The sequence below is a fragment of the Porphyromonas loveana genome (assembly GCF_003096695.1).
Lineage (GTDB): Bacteria > Bacteroidota > Bacteroidia > Bacteroidales > Porphyromonadaceae > Porphyromonas > Porphyromonas loveana.
On sequence record NZ_QEKY01000014.1, the window covers coordinates 22,813 to 39,635 of the forward strand.

At 50.9% G+C, this 16,823-nt stretch carries 14 protein-coding genes; 7 read left to right on the top strand and 7 right to left on the bottom strand.

What is annotated here, in order from left to right; genetic code table 11:
• Positions 1-76: 76 nt before the first annotated feature.
• The 4 genes from C7382_RS08045 to C7382_RS08060 form a co-directional block, all read right to left on the bottom strand.
• Positions 77-766, bottom strand: coding sequence for a DUF2436 domain-containing protein (locus C7382_RS08045; protein WP_165815144.1), 690 nt, complete (start codon positions 764-766; stop codon positions 77-79).
• A 322-nt stretch (positions 767-1,088) separates the two neighbouring features.
• Positions 1,089-1,496 (bottom strand): YraN family protein, encoded by a 408-nt coding sequence (locus C7382_RS08050; protein WP_116679775.1) that lies wholly within the window; start codon positions 1,494-1,496, stop codon positions 1,089-1,091.
• Entirely contained in the window at positions 1,489-2,457 is a 969-nt protein-coding gene (locus tag C7382_RS08055; RefSeq protein ID WP_116679776.1) for a GNAT family N-acetyltransferase, read from the bottom strand. The genes C7382_RS08050 and C7382_RS08055 overlap by 8 nt, the downstream gene beginning before the upstream one ends.
• 12 nt (positions 2,458-2,469) lie before the next feature.
• The gene (locus C7382_RS08060) at positions 2,470-3,297 is read right to left on the bottom strand and encodes a 1-acyl-sn-glycerol-3-phosphate acyltransferase (RefSeq protein WP_116679777.1); all 828 of its coding nucleotides are present in this window, start codon (positions 3,295-3,297) and stop codon (positions 2,470-2,472) included.
• 955 nt (positions 3,298-4,252) lie between these two features.
• Here C7382_RS08060 and C7382_RS08070 point away from each other — a divergent pair.
• The 7 genes from C7382_RS08070 to C7382_RS08100 all read left to right on the top strand — a co-directional run bounded on the left by C7382_RS08070 (position 4,253) and on the right by C7382_RS08100 (position 11,942).
• Positions 4,253-5,635, top strand: a complete 1,383-nt coding sequence (locus C7382_RS08070; RefSeq protein ID WP_116679779.1) for a C10 family peptidase — start codon at positions 4,253-4,255, stop codon at positions 5,633-5,635.
• A gap of 5 nt (positions 5,636-5,640) precedes the next feature.
• Positions 5,641-6,390, top strand: a complete 750-nt coding sequence (locus C7382_RS10155; protein ID WP_116679780.1) for a hypothetical protein — start codon at positions 5,641-5,643, stop codon at positions 6,388-6,390.
• 261 nt (positions 6,391-6,651) lie between these two features.
• Positions 6,652-7,656, top strand: a complete 1,005-nt coding sequence (locus tag C7382_RS08080; RefSeq protein ID WP_116679781.1) for a malate dehydrogenase — start codon at positions 6,652-6,654, stop codon at positions 7,654-7,656.
• Between the two features lie 273 nt (positions 7,657-7,929).
• A complete protein-coding gene (locus tag C7382_RS08085; RefSeq protein WP_243405681.1) occupies positions 7,930-9,153 on the top strand; it encodes a hypothetical protein in 1,224 nt (407 codons plus the stop codon).
• Between the two features lie 150 nt (positions 9,154-9,303).
• The gene (locus C7382_RS08090) at positions 9,304-10,941 is read left to right on the top strand and encodes an OmpP1/FadL family transporter (protein WP_116679783.1); all 1,638 of its coding nucleotides are present in this window, start codon (positions 9,304-9,306) and stop codon (positions 10,939-10,941) included.
• 88 nt (positions 10,942-11,029) lie between these two features.
• Positions 11,030-11,338 (top strand): LysO family transporter, encoded by a 309-nt coding sequence (locus tag C7382_RS08095; protein ID WP_116679784.1) that lies wholly within the window; start codon positions 11,030-11,032, stop codon positions 11,336-11,338.
• The gene (locus tag C7382_RS08100) at positions 11,328-11,942 is read left to right on the top strand and encodes a lysine exporter LysO family protein (RefSeq protein WP_116679785.1); all 615 of its coding nucleotides are present in this window, start codon (positions 11,328-11,330) and stop codon (positions 11,940-11,942) included. Before C7382_RS08095 ends, C7382_RS08100 begins: the two co-directional genes overlap by 11 nt.
• A 21-nt stretch (positions 11,943-11,963) precedes the next feature.
• Here C7382_RS08100 and pflA read toward each other — a convergent pair whose 3' ends face one another.
• The 3 genes from pflA to C7382_RS08120 form a co-directional block, all read right to left on the bottom strand.
• Complete coding sequence (gene pflA / locus C7382_RS08105) at positions 11,964-12,704, bottom strand: pyruvate formate-lyase-activating protein (RefSeq protein WP_116679786.1); 741 nt, start codon at positions 12,702-12,704, stop codon at positions 11,964-11,966.
• A gap of 114 nt (positions 12,705-12,818) precedes the next feature.
• Positions 12,819-15,053 carry a formate C-acetyltransferase gene (pflB, locus tag C7382_RS08110; RefSeq protein ID WP_116679787.1) on the bottom strand — a complete coding sequence of 745 codons (2,235 nt, stop codon included), beginning with the start codon at positions 15,051-15,053 and terminating at the stop codon, positions 12,819-12,821.
• 470 nt (positions 15,054-15,523) lie between these two features.
• Positions 15,524-16,813 (bottom strand): MFS transporter, encoded by a 1,290-nt coding sequence (locus tag C7382_RS08120; protein ID WP_116679789.1) that lies wholly within the window; start codon positions 16,811-16,813, stop codon positions 15,524-15,526.
• Positions 16,814-16,823: the final 10 nt, after the last annotated feature.

The following is a 16,823-nucleotide window of genomic DNA, read 5'->3' on the forward strand; positions in this document are numbered from 1 at the left end:
TTTCGACTTTGACACGCCTTTCCTTTATTCTACACTGAGAGGAATCCTTCTCAGAAAAAGAACGACACAGATGTTTTTACTGATCTGACACGGCTATTTTTTCTACGTATGTCCTGCCGTTTATCGACAATCGGATCACATAAGATCCCATGGGGACCGTGTATTCGAGCTTGTCGATTCCTCCGACTACGTAACGTCCGTTCATATCGTAGAGAGCAATATGGCCATTACATGTCGCCATGATTTTGTTGCCCACTATAGCCATTGTATAAGGCTTGACCGTAGTCACTTCAGACAGATCTGTACCCTCACCTGTAATGGTCAAAGTCACATAGTCTCCCGAAGTTTGCCAGGAAGGGCCATCGTAATAGAGGGCCTGAAAATGATAAGTCTTTCCTGCTTCGAAGGTGAAGTCGTTCCCGTACGTAGCATCTTCCTGTCCAAAGACACCGGGGATAACGATACATAAGCCAGGAGTTGGGTTTACCACCACATAATCATATGCTCCGGCAGGAATATCGACAGAAGACATCCCGTCCACGACTTGATGCTCCGGCGTACAAGAGGGATCGGCATCGGCCGGCACTTTGAATTCGAATGGGACATATAGATCTGCCGGAATATTGCAGTCTTCTGTCAGTGTCTGTCCCAATGGAGTATTGGGTGGGATCTCGTTGCCATACGCAGTATGGTCAGCATCCATCAGAAGTTGGTAGCCGGATCCATCCCCCCATACATCATGAGCTTCCAGAATAATACGCGCCATACCACTTGGGATGGGGACATCGCGGAATGGGGCAAGATCCGACGGTTTTGCTCTCTGTTGTTTTAGGGCGAGAGCCTTTGATTGTTCACGAGAAATTTGTTTTTTCACGCTCTGTGCTGTTGCTGATTGCTCAGGAGCACAAATAGCTACAAAAAGAGCCAGAGCAAGAAAAGGGTTGACCTTTTTCATCTCTAAAAAATAGTTAGGGGTTAAAAATTTAGTGATCCATCACACATTGATGGTCAAGGCAAAGTAAGCAAAAAGTACTTAACTACATTATTTCGACATAAAAAATAAACACTTTCTGCGTTGTCAGGGAAGTCTACAGCCTCCGTCGTCGTGGAGCTGTTCTCTGCTGTCGCTTCAACAGGAGAGGGAAAGCATTCTCCCGATGTTCTATTCGCTTGCAGGAGCCATCTCGACCGAGCACGACCGAAACGATGTCGAAGCGTACAGGCAGGTCGATGCCGTACATACGTATATAATGGTGTGCCGCCTCGGATATAAGTCTGCGCTTGCGTGCATCCACGGCATCCTCCGGAGCGAGGAGGAAGCCCTCCGTGCGGGTTTTCACTTCCACAACGATGAGTTCGCGCGAGGTGGACAGTACGATGTCAAGCTCTCGCTTGCCGGACTGCCAATTCAGCGCCTCCACTTGCAGGCCCTTCTGCCGCAAGTAATCCAAAGCGATCTTTTCGCCCCTATGCCCCAGCTCGTTATGCTCAGCCATGACCGTTGGCAGCCTCGCCGTTTCCGTTCCGGTTGCGAACGAAGCTCTCGATATGTCGCTGCTTCTTCTCCTCCAATATCTGCCCTACGGCGATGAAAATGCCCGTCTCTTCGACGTCGCCGAACTCCTCATTGACGGCCGTGCCGAAGACACGCATCTCCGGCGACAAGGCTATGTAAGCACTCACAAGGGGAGGAATGTTGATGCCCAGCTTGCGCACCTCGGTATTGAGCCTCTTATAGTTGGTGCCGAAGTCCTCGGACGAGAACAAGGCCTCGTCTTCCTCGCAGACCTCGATGGGCAGCGGATGGATAGGAGTTACCAATCTATCGGGATCGGGGAAGTGCTTGCGTAGGAAATGCAGGATCAGATTGCGCGCTCGACGATTGTAATCCTTGAACATGGTCACCTTGCCATAGAAGTAGAGAGCATCGGGATTGACCACCGTGAGAGCGCCGATGCCGTCCCACAGGTTGTCCAAGACGAAGATGGCCTTCGTCCCCATTCGTGTGGATTGGTACTGTAGCGAGACAAACGAGCGTCCCAGCTCCACCGTATTCGGCAGATAGTCCCGCAAGAAAGCATCGCTGAAGTCGAACATCTCGGCCGTGGCCAGCAAGGGTTTGCCATCGGGTGAGAAGCCCACCTCGCTACCATAGATAAATCGGTAGCCGCCGAGGATGGCCTTGTTCTCCGGATCCCATACGATGAGTTGGCGATAACCGCCCGGCATAGTGTCGAACTCGTCTATGTCCACAGCCTTGCCCGTCCCCCCGCCATAGTGACGGAAAGCCTCCTCGCGCAGACGCCCCACCTCCTGCATACAGTGGGGAGCTTCTTCGGCGGTGAATACGTATATCTCGTTGCCGGCTTTGTTAGTGACCCGCAACAGGCGTTCGGCCGTCAGCTCTTGTTCGAGCAGGGCAGTTGCCACAGGCGGAATGATGGGGAGAACACACATAGGAGTGGATGATTATGGAGTTGTGGCCGTGGGTCTGAGGCCATATACTAATGAGCGGATATCAGCAGCCTGCTCCGCCGTACTGCGTGTGTCGGGAGCAAGCGACTGCCAAGGCACGGGCGAACCGACGTACACCCGATAGCGACTGCCCTTGCTGCTAAACATTTCGTGCGGCAGCAGAGCCGAGCCAACATTGAACTTGATGTCGAGAGCCTGCCGGATCTGCTCGATGCGGTAGAAGCATCGCGAGTTGAGCCCCTCGAAGAAGAGCGGCACGATGTCGCGACGGTAGGCATAGGCCTGACGCACAAAGCTCTTCTTCCAAGGCGTGTCCTGCACGCGCCCGTCGATCTGTCGGGAGCAGAAGCCTGCAGGGAAGGTGATCACGGGCAAGTCGCTCTCCAGTGCCTGATGTAGCAGGTCCACACTTTCGCGCTTCTGCTTCCCACGTGTATTGACGGGGACAAAAATCTTGCGCAGGGGGCGGAGGTGGAAGAGCATGTCATTGACGATGTAGCGCACTTCGGAACCGTAGTGACTGCCCACCAGATGGCTCAGACAGATGCCGTCCAGCCCTCCGAGCGGATGATTGGAGACGAAAAGGCAATGCCTGTCCGCAGGCAAATGCTCCACACCCTCCCATGCCACATCCACGCGGAAGTGCTCTACCAGCGCAGACATGAAGGCCACTCCTTCGAGGTGGCCATATCGGTCGAGAATATCGTTGATCTCGCGCTCATGTATCAAACGCTCCAGCAGACGAACGACTGGGCGTGGCAACTCTCTGCCTCTCAGGCGTGCTATGATCTCGCCTATATGGATATGCTGTTTCTCTTGCATGGAATGGTGTACACTCTCATAGACAGTGACAAATCTACACAAAAGTACGCTTTTCCCGTCAGCTATGCTGCGATTGCAAAGGGATATCTCGTGGCAAACCGACATCATAGAATCGTCGTTCGAAGCAAGCCCCGTTTTTTCTTATCTTTGCAGTCCGACCGGCAGCTCAACGACACGTAGATAACTGAATATCTGAGCAGGCTAACGGAAAGAACAAAAAATAATATGTAATAAATGAAAGCAATGATGAATAACAAACACTTGTATATGGCCGATAGAAGCCCCCTCCGTCTCTCTCCTCCCCCTTTCGATAGTACCGTGGCAAGGCATCAGCGCTTGTCCGAGTGTCTATATTTGTTGTTTCTCTGACGATGAATAGGATGCCATAAACCCTCCCAACTCATAGCAAAAAGCATCAAGTCCCCGTTGTGTTCGTGCCTGAACGCAACGGGGACTTGTCGTTTTCAACGGCATCAAATAGTCTTTCGGAGGGTGCAAACTATATAAAGATGACATCTGATCTTTATAAATATCAAATGCAATGATTATAATAATCAGAAACGATCTTTATAAAGATTGAATCTAAAGATTATAATCTTCATCATCCGAACTCGGAAAGTTTGCTTTTCGACTCTTCAAATTTCCACTCCGCCTTCGTTTTCCCTTCCGAACGACCTGCAAAAATCTGCTTATTTAGAATGAATCTAAACAGCCCTTCGGTGTTGAAAACTTTTTGTGCACCTAAGAGAGAGGGAAAACAACGACGAGACTTGAAAGAAATCTTTATTACCCTTTGCATCCATTAAGGCTTTTGCAGCCGACACAAGCTAAGAAAAATAAATCAGACCTATCCGACAGGGATTTACCGGAATATCACACAGAAACTTGGCTTTTTTGATGAAAATTGCTTATACTTGTGGCGATGATTATTTTATAACCTCTAAAAGTTTTTCATATGAAAAAAAAGATTCTTATTGGTCTTGCGATTGTAGCAGGATTTACAGCTTGTACGAAAGAGGCTTTTGAGTCTCATGAAAATGGATTGCCGGGACAACAGTCCACAGAGAGAACATTTGAAGAAAAGATTAAAGCCTTTGCTGTATCTGATTTCGTCAGTATGCAGAAGGAAAGAGGGCGGTCATTTGCCGATCTTCCGAATGTCCAAAGCCTTGAACCCATTGTTACTGTTTCAGGACTTCGATCAGATTCGGAGAGAGACACAGTCGCCTACATCGTCAATTTTGACCGAGATGGATCTATTGTCGTTGCCGGCAGCAGGATATTGCCTCTTTCTACCGTTGCATTTAGCGATTCGAGGATGGCTTTGAACGATACGATCCAAAACAAAGGGTTGGCACTGTTTATCAGATTACTCCCCAATTATTACTATCAGGAGATAGGTCAACGAATCATCGACTTTGGGCTTGCGACTAAAGAAGAGGTAGAGGGTTATACTCGGAATGAATTCATACAATTCACAGACCAATTATCTGTGTTGGGTGATACACCGTCCCCGCTCTACCCGATCACTATCAACATCAATGACTACATCAACGGCACAATAACTTCGGATGCTGTCATTAGTTTTCAGAAAACCGACAATCTGCTGAATGTAATTTGGGGACAGAGATCCCCCTTTAACCTTATGGCAGAAACTTTTCCGAACAGTTACACGGGAGAACTCGAGCCTGCTCCTGCCGGATGCGTTGCAATCGCTATTGGACAAATAACGACAGGGCACCAACATCCCAAGATACTAAACGGACAAACATTGGATTGGTCCGTACTGTCATTGCCAGAAGAATCCGACTTTGACAATGATTATAAGAAGCAGACAATCGCCTCTTATATCCGAACCATAGGTGATTACTGCAACAATAATTGGGGATATTTGGGAACCAATGCTTCTTCTGAAGTCGTTCCTGGTGTTTTTGCAAGATTAGGCTATACATCAACGAAGCTGCTTGGATACAATAGAGATCTAATACAAGGATCATTGCAAAATGGCAATGCAGTATATTTCAGTGGTAAGGTTTATGGTAGTCCTGTAGGACATGCATGGGTTATCGAAGGAAGTGTCAAAAAAACGCTCGAGCTACACTTTTCCAGCTATGGTTCATTTCATGGAACGACCCAAAGACATTGGACATATTTCTATTGTAATTGGGGATGGAATGGCAACCATAATGGGTATTTCTTAGACAATGTGTTCAATACAGCTCATGGATACTCCTATTACGATGCCGGTGGCGGTTTTCTCAGTCCAAATTCTACCACTTATGAAGAAAACTATACTGTTGAGTTAAGTATCGTAGCAAACATAACACAAAAAAACTAATCAATATGACAAAGAATTTGCTGTGGCTGTTTGCCTTTCTTCCCCTATTGGGGCTCTCTGCCTGTAAAAGCAAGGCGGATGAACCACCCAAACCGCTTGTGCCCGGGAGTTTCATACGCGCATACATAGTTCCGAATGGAATACAGGTTAGACGCTTTTGGCAAGGGCAAACAAAAGTTTTATGGAGTTATGAATTCATGGCATCGAAAACTTACTCGAAAGGGTCAGAAGAATATCGAGAGTTAAGCATCCTATACGGAGACACTGCTTTTTATGACAATATGATTCCGAACGACAGTCCCTATCGTAATAACTCTGTTAGCTTTAGCAGAACTCCTTCACGGGGATATCCCCCGTTTGGGGCTCTCTGTGAACCGGTTGTCTCCATAGATGCAGTTGCCTTGGATGACTACGACGAAGAGCATCCCAAGGGGAGCTCTCTGAACGATATTACTTCAGTATTTTTACTCGAATGCTGGACTTATATACAGAGCGGTTACCAAATTGCGTATTGTCCATATTTTACGGACTATCTGCGTTTAGACCTGTCGAACTTTCCTGAAGAACCGATCAAGCTTGTTGATGCTTCTCAGGAATTCCTCCTGATACGAGCACCGGCGACAACGGATAGCCATAAAGTGCAACTTACTTACCGTTTCGAGGGAGGCAGCGAAGTAACCCGCATCTTCGAAAACAGAGAGTATCCCAGAGACAACTCCACAGAACAATGGAGCTTGCCCCCTATTCTCCTATAAGAACAGCCCGCACTGCTAACGACGCAGTGCGGGCTGTCTCCTATCAGACGACAGGGAAAAGCAACCGAGGGAGACAGAGCTCCTTCTCTGCATAGGATCATAACCTAAGAGACCAAGGGGGAGATCCGAATTGGCACGGGGGATGGCAGTAGGTACTCTCAGGATAAAAGCCTATATTTGTGAGGTTACAATTTAGGGAAGGTCAAAGAAGAGTCGGTACCCTCCATCATAGTAATCCAAACATTAAACAATAAAGTAGCAATGAACTATTTGACAGAAGAGAAGCTGACCATCGTCGGCGCTGCCGGTATGATCGGTTCTAACATGGCTCAGACAGCTGCAATGATGCGCCTGACGCCCAACCTATGTCTGTACGACCCCTTCGCCGTTGGTCTGGAAGGCGTGGCAGAAGAAATACGCCACTGCGGTTTCGAGGGACTGAATCTGACATTCACGACTGACATCAAGGAAGCCCTCACGGATGCCAAGTATATCGTTTCGTCGGGCGGTGCTCCCCGTAAGGATGGCATGACGCGCGAGGACTTGCTCAAAGGCAATGCAGAGATCGCCGCTCAGCTCGGCAAGGACATCAAGAGCTATTGCCCCGACTGCAAGCACGTGACCATCATCTTCAACCCCGCCGACATCACCGGCCTCGTTACGCTCATCTACTCGGGCCTCAAGCCTTCGCAGGTGACGACGCTGGCGGGTCTGGACAGTACCCGTCTGCAAAGCGAACTCGCCAAGCACTTCGGTCTGCAGCAGAGCCAAGTGACCAATCCGCGCACTTATGGCGGCCACGGCGAGCAGATGGCAGTCTTTGCCAGCACAGCCAAGGTAAACGGTACGCCGCTGACCGATCTGATCGGCACGGACAAGCTCACCAACGAAGATTGGGATGCGCTCAAGCAGCGCGTGATCAAGGGTGGTGCCAACATCATCAAACTGCGTGGTCGCTCTTCGTTCCAAAGCCCCTCATACGTATCCATCGAGATGATCCGCGCTGCCATGGGCGGCGAGAGCTTCCGTTGGCCTGCAGGTTGCTACGTGAACGAGCCAGGATTTGAGAACATCATGATGGCCATGGAAACGACCATCTCCAAGGATGGCGTGAAGCACGGCGGTGTGAGTCAAATGGGCAATGAGAGTGAACGTGCCGAACTCAAGCAGAGCTACGGACACCTCGCAAAGTTGCGCGACGAAGTTATCGCCATGGGCATCATCCCCGCCATTGCAGACTGGAAGACAGTCAATCCGAATCTCTAATCAGTCTGTCGCATCGCGCGTATTCTGAGAACTATCAGGATACGTGATCACAACCGAGATCGCCGTCCAAATGCTATTGCATCGGGTGCGATCTCGGTCTTTTTTATACCACTATATATACAGCGTAGATGAGCATAACCATGGTTGGTTTGGAAAATTTCGTATCTTGACGCCCGAAAAAGGATTAAACCCCTCTTCTCCACGCACTCTAAATCAATAGAGGGGGCCGGAAGAAAGGAGCCTCAAGTAATAACGACCAAAAACAAAATGAGTATGAAGCTGGTAAAAAGAAGTTTGCTCCTACTGGGAGCGGTGCTGTTGGTTACGCTTCCGGCGTACTCACAGAATGATGACGTCTTCGGAGACGACATCTATACTTCGCGTAAAGCATCACGCAAACAACATGAACAGAAGCAAACCCAAGAGTGGCAAGGGCAAGATGACGAATACGTAGACGACGAACAGTATGCTACGGCTTCGGACAAAGACATCGACGCCTACAACCGCCGCGGGGGGCAGACCTATGAAGGCAAGCAGGTCGCCAAAGATGAGAAGCGCAAAACCGTACGCTCTTCTGTACCGGGACGCTATAGCCGTCGCTTGGCTCGCTTCTACAAGCCGAACACGATCATTATCTCCGATGCGGACAACGTGTACGTCACGGACGATGGCGAACGCTTTGCCTACGGAGATGACTATTACTACGACGATGCACCCATCAATGTGTACGTGAACGTCAATTCGCCTTGGTACGATCCATTCCCCTACACGGCATGGTACCCATCCTTCTTAGGATGGTATAATTATACATGGAACTACCCGTGGTTCTACTACGGCAGTCACATTGGTTGGGGTGGTTACTACCCTGGTTATAACTGGTATTGGAGCTGGGGATACAATCCGTATCACAACCCCTATGGCATCGGTATGGGATGGGGATATTACGGATGGGGAAGCTACTATGGCTGGGGAGGTTATCCGGGGCCGATACACCACCATCACCATTATTACCACAACACCTATTCGAGTGGACAGCACTCCGGCGCATACTACTCTAACGGTCGTCCGAACCGTCCCGGCACTGCAACGCTCGGCAAGGTTAACGGACGTCTCAACAACAGACCGTCTGCACAGACTTCAACCCTCCAAAACAAGCCGAAGTTGACTGAAAAAGAGACGACGATAAACAGTGGCAACAACAATGCAAACGTAAGACCCGGTCGCTTAGGACGTGGCACCAGAGTGGAAGGCACGAATGTTCAACGTCCGGTGCAGCAAGTGCAGCCCAAACTCCAACAAAACAATCCGAACAACTCCGGCTCAAGCGGCAGGAATGTCCGTACGGATCGCCAGACAGAGAATAGGAACATCTTCTCCACACCGTCCTCACGCAATAGCAACAATAGTGGCGGATTCTCCACGCCCTCTCGTTCGTCCGGATCCGTGGGCGGCGGAGCGCGTAGCAGCGGTGGTGGCGGTCGCAGTGGTCGCAACTAACAATAACAGCAATAACCAACAGTCAACTTCTGCTCTCCTACCCTCCCGAGAGGAACGGTCGCCTTCGATTTTTCACAAGCCCGCTTCTCTCGGGGGTAGTAGTGTAGAGACATCAACCTATAAACGGGGCTACTGCCCTTTCCAGAAAAAATGAAAAAGATATTTGCATACATCGCGGGTGCAGCGCTGTCAATAGTAGCCGGTACGCCCGCCATCCATGCTCAAGGAGAAGCCGATGCCATTCGTTATAGTCGTACCGAACTCGGAGGTTCGGCTCGCTTTCGCTCCATGGCAGGAGCCTTCGGCGCCTTGGGAGGAGACTTCTCTTCGATCGGACAGAATCCTGCCGGACTGGGTGTATTCCTCTCTTCTGAGGTGTCTGCCACGCTCGACTTCTCTGCTACGTCCAATCAAGTCAGTTGGCAGGGATCGAGTGAGAAATTCAACAAGAATAAATTGCTCTTCAGCGCCATCAGCTACGTAGGCACGTGGGAGCAACCGACCGAAGATGTGAGCATCAATTTTGGTTTTGGAGCGAAGCGCATACTCGACTATGCCCGCTCGTTCCGCATGAGCGGAGGGGAACAGAAATACTCCCTTGCCGACTATACGGCAGCTCAAACGCCGGGCAATGCCAACCCCTCGAACTTCAATTACGGCGGACTTCATAGCAGTTGGCTCACCGACTTGGGCTATAATGCGGGTTGGATAGGGAAACTTGCCGGCGGTTATGGATTCGAATCCATATTCAAGTACAATACGGGCAACGGATATCAGCTCTTCGGCCCGTCGTCCACAGGATTTGAGCTAAATGAGTCCGGCCACGTATGGAACTACGATGTGGGCTTCGGTCTCAACATCAAGGACACTTGGTATCTGGGTGCCAGCATCACGTATAGTGATCTGCAGTTCGACGCCAGCACGGCCTATAGAGAGGACTTCACGTTCAATAACGGAGCTATCAAGGACTATCTGACGCTTAACAATACATTATCGACTTCGGGAAGCGGGCTGAATATCGGCGTCGGTGCCATCTTCCGCCCCACGGATGCAGTGCGCCTGGGCTTGTCCTTCTATACGCCCACTTGGTATTGGATGAAGAGCTACTATAGAGCGAAGGCTTCGTCCTATTACTCACAGGGGCTGGATGATAATGGGCAATTGCTCCCGGAACAATACTACTTCATGAGCGACGAGACACCGGAATCTTATAATGCATTCCAACTGAACAGCCCGAGTCGATTCGTTGCCAGTGCGGCTTTTGTGGCCGGCAAACACGGGCTTATCAGTGTGGACTACGAACTGGAGTCATTCGGACAGATCAAATTGAAGGCCGAGGATGGCACACCGTACGTGGACAATAAGTTCATCGCGGAAGACTTCGGGGCACGCCACACCATTCGTATGGGAGGAGAATTGCGTCCGACACCGCGTTTCAGTCTGCGTGCCGGCTACTCTTACTCTTCTAACCCGATCAAAAATGTAAAGCTCAAGAGTTTCGACGGCCCTGCTCAGGTGACAATCTTCCCGATGGGAGCCATGCCACACTACGAGCTGCCGGGCGATTCATACACGGTGACCGGTGGCTTGGGCTATCGCTTCACTCCTCAGCTCTCCGGCGACTTGGCAGTCGTATATCGCAACGACAAGAGTTACTACTACACTTTCGGCCGCATGGTGTCGGACGATCCCAATCCTGCTGACGTATTGGAGGTCGTGTCGCCTGTACCTGCTACGCTGAACCGTTCCAATCTGAAACTGGCGATGACATTCTCTTACCGTTTCTGATCAAACGCAAGCAATACAATAGAATAAGGTGGAGGGTGTGCCGTGAAAGGCACGCCCTTTGCTTTGAACGACAGATACACTACCAGATATGTTCTCCGTTATCGCCTGCCTATGTGGAGGAATCCTCATCGGCTACCTCTTGCGTCGCCACCGACTGCGAAAGACAGACAATCTCATTTCGGCACTGATATGGTTGCTGGTCTTCTTGCTCGGGGTAGAAGTGGGAGCCAATAGGGTAGTTATTGCAGCTCTGCCTCGCTTGGGCTTGCAAGCATCGCTGCTCGCCATTGGCAGTTCGCTGGGCAGTGCGGCATTGGCTTGGGTGCTATGGTGGTATGTAAAAGGGAAAACAGCGGACGAACGGACGACAAACGGAGACGAAGACAATGAAAGGTAGTATCGTCATCGTTCTCTTCCTGCTGGTCGGCATCCTCTGTGGATACTACGACTTCCTCCCGCATACGCTGACGTCGGGCGGATGGAGTTTTTACGCTCTGATGGCATTGATGTTCGGTGTAGGGCTGAGCATCGGAAATAATCCGCATCTTTTGCGGAGCTTCCGCCACATCAAACCGATCCTGCTTCTGCTTCCTCTGGCTACTATCCTCGGCACACTTTGCGCCAGTGCGATAGTCGGCTACCTGCTACCCAAGACTTCCGTGGCAGAGGGAATGGCGATCGGATCAGGCTTTGGCTACTACTCTCTTTCGGCCATTTTCGTGTCGGGTTATCGCGGAGCCGAAGCAGGAACGATGGCGCTTTTGGCCAATATCGCCAGAGAGATTATTGCTCTGCTCGCAGCACCTCTATTGGTGCGCTACTTCGGCCGTCTGGCTCCCATCACTGTAGGCGGAGCGACTACGATGGACACGACTCTCCCGATCATCATTCGCTATTCGGGAGCGGACTACACGATCGTCTCTATTTACCACGGCTTCGTCGTGGACCTAAGCGTCCCCTTCCTCGTTTCCTTTTTCTGCTCTTCGCTTTTTATCTGGTAGGCGATCCTCTCCAACAGCTCGTTACTGCGTCCAAACGCAGGAGAAATATCCCCTCAACTGCTCTGCAATGCGCTGGATGTCTTCGGCTCTCGGTTCTTTGAGGCCTTCCAACTTATACTCCCATCCGAGGGCTTCATATTTATGCTTACCATAAGTGTGATAGGGTAAGACTTCGATACGCTCAATGTTAGAAAAGCGAGAGTAGGTGTGTCCCAGCAGATCAATATCGGCAGGCGAATCGCTATAACCGGGCACGACTACATAGCGGAGACGAATGGGTTTGCCCATCTCCGCCAACATCTCGGCTGTCTTCAGCGTGACGCTATTATGCACGCCCGTGAGGATGCGGTGCTTCGCTGCATCGGGCTGCTTACAGTCCAACAAGACCATGTCCACAATGTCGAAGAGCTGTCGCGTATCCTCATTCATGACGCTGCCGTTGGAATCGATACAAATGTGGATCTGATGCTTCTTGAGCTCTTGGCAAAGGGGGACGAGGGCTTGCGCTTGAAGTGTGGGTTCTCCGCCCGAGAAAGTGACTCCGCCACGCCGGCCGAAAAAGGCTTTCTCCGAGAGAGCTCGTCGGAGAATCTCATCGCCCGGGAGGTGCTTGGTCTTCTCGCTCTCTCTGGCGATGGTGTCCGGATTAGCACAGTAAAGACAACGGAAGTTGCATCCTTGCAAGAAAACGACAAGGCGCAGCCCCGGGCCGTCGAAGGTGCCCATCGACTCAAAGGAATGTACTCGAACTATCGGTAGCATACCTCAAGTATCATTTTAATAATGGAACGAATAGGACTGAAGGCTGCATCGGATAATCTCCTACCCGACACAGCCTCCAGAAGGGACCGAAATAATCTTAGAACAAGAGATACATCAACGCATCTTCTGGTGGAAACTACGCGAGATAACTTCCAGCTGGTGTTCGCGTGAGAGGCGAACGAAGTTCACGGCATAACCGCTGACACGGATGGTAAGCTGCGGATAGTTTTCGGGATGTTCCATGGCGTCCAGCAGTTGCTCACGATTGAGCGCATTGACATTGAGGTGATGCGCACCCTTAGAGAAGTAGCCGTCCATCATGCCCACGAGATTCTCCACTCGTTCCTCTTGATTGGAACCGAGAGAGTGAGGCACGATGGAGAAGGTATTGGAGATGCCATCTTCCGCATCGCGGTAGTCCAGCTTGGCCACAGAGGTGAGCGAGGCGATGGCTCCGTTCTCGTCACGACCGTGCATGGGATTTGCACCGGGAGCGAAAGCGACACCCTTGGCACGCCCGTCGGGAGTGGCTCCTGTCTTCTTGCCATACATTACATTAGAAGTAATGGTGAGCACCGAGAGCGTGGGCTGAGCATTCTTGTAAATGGGCAGTTCCTTGAGCATCGTAGAGAAGATGTGCGTCACATCCTTGGCTATCATGTCCACGCGGTCGTCGTCATTGCCGTAGCAGGGGTATTCGCCCACGGTGTCGAAGCCCTCCGTCAGCCCTTCGGCATTGCGCTGAGGCGTGACCTTGGCATAACGGATGGCCGAGAGCGAGTCAGCGACGATGGAGAGACCAGCAGCTCCGTATGCGAGGTTGATACTCGGATTCGTGTCGATGAAGGCCATCTGTGCCCGCTCGTAGTAGTACTTGTCGTGCATGTAGTGGATGATGTTCATGGACTCGTTATAAACGCGAGCGACCTGCTTGAGGACGAGCTTATAATTGGCCATTACCTCCTCATAGTCCAAGGGTGACTCGTGTTTGAGGGCAGGAATGCCCGGCACGATGAGCGTGCCGGTGTTCTCGCATCGGCCAGCATTGATCGCCAGCAAGAGAGCCTTGGCGAGATTGGCACGGGCTCCGAAGAACTGTATCTGCTTGCCGATCTCCTGAAAGGACACGCAGCAGGCAATACCATAGTCGTCGGAGTGGCGTGTAGCACGCATGAGGTCGTCATTCTCGTACTGGATGGAAGAGGTGTCGATGGATACTTGTGCACAGAATTCCTTGAAGCCCAAAGGCAGATCCTGACTCCAGAGCACAGTGATGTTCGGCTCGGGACTTGCCCCAAGATTATAGAGCGTCTGGAGGAAACGGAAACTTGTTTTCGTCACCTTGTGGCGACCATCGGTCAGACGACCGCCGATGGCTTCTGTCACCCACGTGGGGTCGCCGGCGAAGATGTCGTTATACGATCCCATGCGCAAGTGGCGCACCATACGCAGCTTGATGACAAACTGGTCGATCAGCTCTTGCGCAAAATTTTCATCAATAAGCCCTTTGTTCAGATCGTAAGTGATATAAATGTCGAGGAAAGAAGATACGTTGCCGAGACTCATGGCTGCACCGTCCTGTTCCTTCACAGCTGCCAGATAGGCGAAATAAACCCACTGCACGGCCTCCTGTGCAGTGTAGGCGGGACGGCTCACATCGTAGCCGTAGGAAGCGGCCATGGCCTTGATCTCTCCGAGGACCCGGATCTGCTCGCTCACCTCTTCACGCAGACGGATGCGTGCCTCGGTCATCGGCCCAGTGAGATCGTGAAGATCGGCCTTTTTGGCTTCGACCAAACGATCGATCCCATAAAGGGCAAGACGACGATAGTCCCCAATGACGCGACCGCGGGCATAATTGTCAGGCAAGCCCGTGAGGAAGCCGAGCGAACGATAGGTACGTATCTCTTCTGTGTAAGCATCGAACACTCCGTCGTTGTGTGTCTTGCGGTAGTGCGAGAAGATCTTTTCTATCTCTGGATCCATTTCAAATCCGTTTTCCTCAAGAGCCTTCTTAACGACTTGATAGCCCCCGAACGGCTTCATGGCACGTCTGAGGAGCTCGTCGGTCTGCAGGCCAACGATCGTTTCGTTAGCCTTGTCGATGTAACCGGCAGTAAAGGCATTGATGCCAGAGATCGTGTGAATGTCAATGGAACGCACACCATTATTGGCACGTTCCTCTTCCAGAGCTTTGAGGCAGACAGCCCACACTTGTTTGGTCCTTTCGGTTGGTGGACAAAGGAAAGATGCGTCTCCTTCATAGGGAGTTACATTACGCAAAACGAAGTCACGGACATCAACTTCCTGCTGCCAACGTCCCGATTTGAATTTTTGAGGTTCAATCATTTTTTCAATAGTTAAGTTCAGAGTTTGGTATCTCTGCGGTTTTCGAGCGCGAAATTAGTCAGAAAAACAGACTGACAAAGCCTTTCTCCATCCCCTTTTATAGGTAAAACAGCAAGAGTCTCATGAAACGAGGCAACACCCACGCACATCGCCACGTTTTTTCATCAGCATAAAACAAAAGTTTCATTACTGTAAAAAAATATTTTCATCATAGAGAAACTTTATTTTCATAGTCAAGAAAAGTTTCTCGGCCGGGAAAATTTTCTTTCTTCGGATTGGATTTTTCCGATTGTCAGTCTCCCCTCGGTACTCCACACCGGAAGCACCGTTTTCCGCACACAGAGAGAAAAAATTGGGCAGACCGAATACCATCGTTTGCGAACGAAAACAAAAAATCTCCGCTGCGTCCGCAATAGAACGCAACGGAGATCTATCTTAATCCGGCTATGCCGACCGAGCTTGACGATACACTAGTCCACGGCAATATTTTTATTGACATTGCGCGATCCCACCAAGGCATAATAAAGGAGGAATACGAGAGCTAAGACGATTACCCAATAGCTGTTTACATAGCCGATCTGATCGACGAAATAGCCCTGGATGAGAGGCAAAATGCCGCCACCACACACCATGACCATGAAGAAGCCCGATGCCGCTTCCGTGTATTTGCCCAGACCTTCGACCGCCAGATTGAAGATACCGCCCCACATCACCGAAGTACAGAGACCGCAGAGAACCAAGAAGACGACATTGAGGGGCACCGTGGTGAAGCCGAAAGAGATGTCCGAACGGAAGACGGGCATCGAAGACGTCTGAGCCGTGGGCGTGAGAATGGCAGCCAGCACGAGGATGATACCCAGCGTGGAGACAAATGTGAGCATCGCCTTGCTCGACACCTTGCCCCCAACGGCAGCGCCTATCAGACGACCGATGAGCATCAGGAACCAGTAAGTGCCCACGACGGAGCCGGCCACCGTAGCGTCATAACCCAGTCCACCTTCAGCAGCGGCCGAAGTCATGTAAGGATTGATAAAGAGCTGGATGCCCACCTCGATGCCGACATAGAGGAAGATGGCTATCGCCCCAAGCACGAAATGGCGGAATGCAAACGGGCTGTGAGGCAGCCGCTCACTACGGCTGCTCTGGGACAAGCTGGGTTCGGGAATGCGAACAAACAAAAGGACCAGAAATGCGAAGGCAAAAATACCCATCGCCAGGATGATGGCAGGATAGGCCTGTTTGATATTAGCCTGTTCGACGTTGCTGCCGATGAAGTAACCCACCAATACGGGGACAAGCGTAGCCATGAGCGAATTGAACGATCCGCCCACCTGGATGAGCTGATTGCCGCGATTGCCTCCGCCTCCCAGCGTGTTAAGCATCGGATTCACGACCGTATTGAGCATACACATGGAGAATCCGGCGATGAAAGCTCCGATCAGATAAACGACGAAACTGCTGCATTCGCCCGACAGAAGCTGGATACCCGTTCCCACAAAGCCAACCAGGATGGCAGCCAAGGCCGTCTTCTTATAGCCGATGCGCTGGAGGAGCATGCCGGCAGGATAGCCCATGAATGCATAGGCAATGAAAGTGGCGAAGTAGCCGAGTGTGGACATGAAAGTGGTCGTCTGGAACTGATTCTTCACGATCACTCCCATCGGATTGGCCAAACCCGTCACAAACGAGATCATCCCGAAGAGGGCGATCATCATGATGATGGGCAAAACGTAGTTTTTGTTTTGGGTTGTTGCGTTCATATTCTTTTTT

Coding starts and splice junctions, on each gene's coding strand:
- C7382_RS08045 (WP_165815144.1), bottom strand. CDS start 766: ATGGCGCGTATTATTCTGGAAGCTCATGATGTATGGGGGGATGGATCC.
- C7382_RS08050 (WP_116679775.1), bottom strand. CDS start 1,496: ATGGCTGAGCATAACGAGCTGGGGCATAGGGGCGAAAAGATCGCTTTG.
- C7382_RS08055 (WP_116679776.1), bottom strand. CDS start 2,457: ATGTGTGTTCTCCCCATCATTCCGCCTGTGGCAACTGCCCTGCTCGAA.
- C7382_RS08060 (WP_116679777.1), bottom strand. CDS start 3,297: ATGCAAGAGAAACAGCATATCCATATAGGCGAGATCATAGCACGCCTG.
- C7382_RS08070 (WP_116679779.1), top strand. CDS start 4,253: ATGAAAAAAAAGATTCTTATTGGTCTTGCGATTGTAGCAGGATTTACA.
- C7382_RS10155 (WP_116679780.1), top strand. CDS start 5,641: ATGACAAAGAATTTGCTGTGGCTGTTTGCCTTTCTTCCCCTATTGGGG.
- C7382_RS08080 (WP_116679781.1), top strand. CDS start 6,652: ATGAACTATTTGACAGAAGAGAAGCTGACCATCGTCGGCGCTGCCGGT.
- C7382_RS08085 (WP_243405681.1), top strand. CDS start 7,930: ATGAAGCTGGTAAAAAGAAGTTTGCTCCTACTGGGAGCGGTGCTGTTG.
- C7382_RS08090 (WP_116679783.1), top strand. CDS start 9,304: ATGAAAAAGATATTTGCATACATCGCGGGTGCAGCGCTGTCAATAGTA.
- C7382_RS08095 (WP_116679784.1), top strand. CDS start 11,030: ATGTTCTCCGTTATCGCCTGCCTATGTGGAGGAATCCTCATCGGCTAC.
- C7382_RS08100 (WP_116679785.1), top strand. CDS start 11,328: ATGAAAGGTAGTATCGTCATCGTTCTCTTCCTGCTGGTCGGCATCCTC.
- pflA (WP_116679786.1), bottom strand. CDS start 12,704: ATGCTACCGATAGTTCGAGTACATTCCTTTGAGTCGATGGGCACCTTC.
- pflB (WP_116679787.1), bottom strand. CDS start 15,053: ATGATTGAACCTCAAAAATTCAAATCGGGACGTTGGCAGCAGGAAGTT.
- C7382_RS08120 (WP_116679789.1), bottom strand. CDS start 16,813: ATGAACGCAACAACCCAAAACAAAAACTACGTTTTGCCCATCATCATG.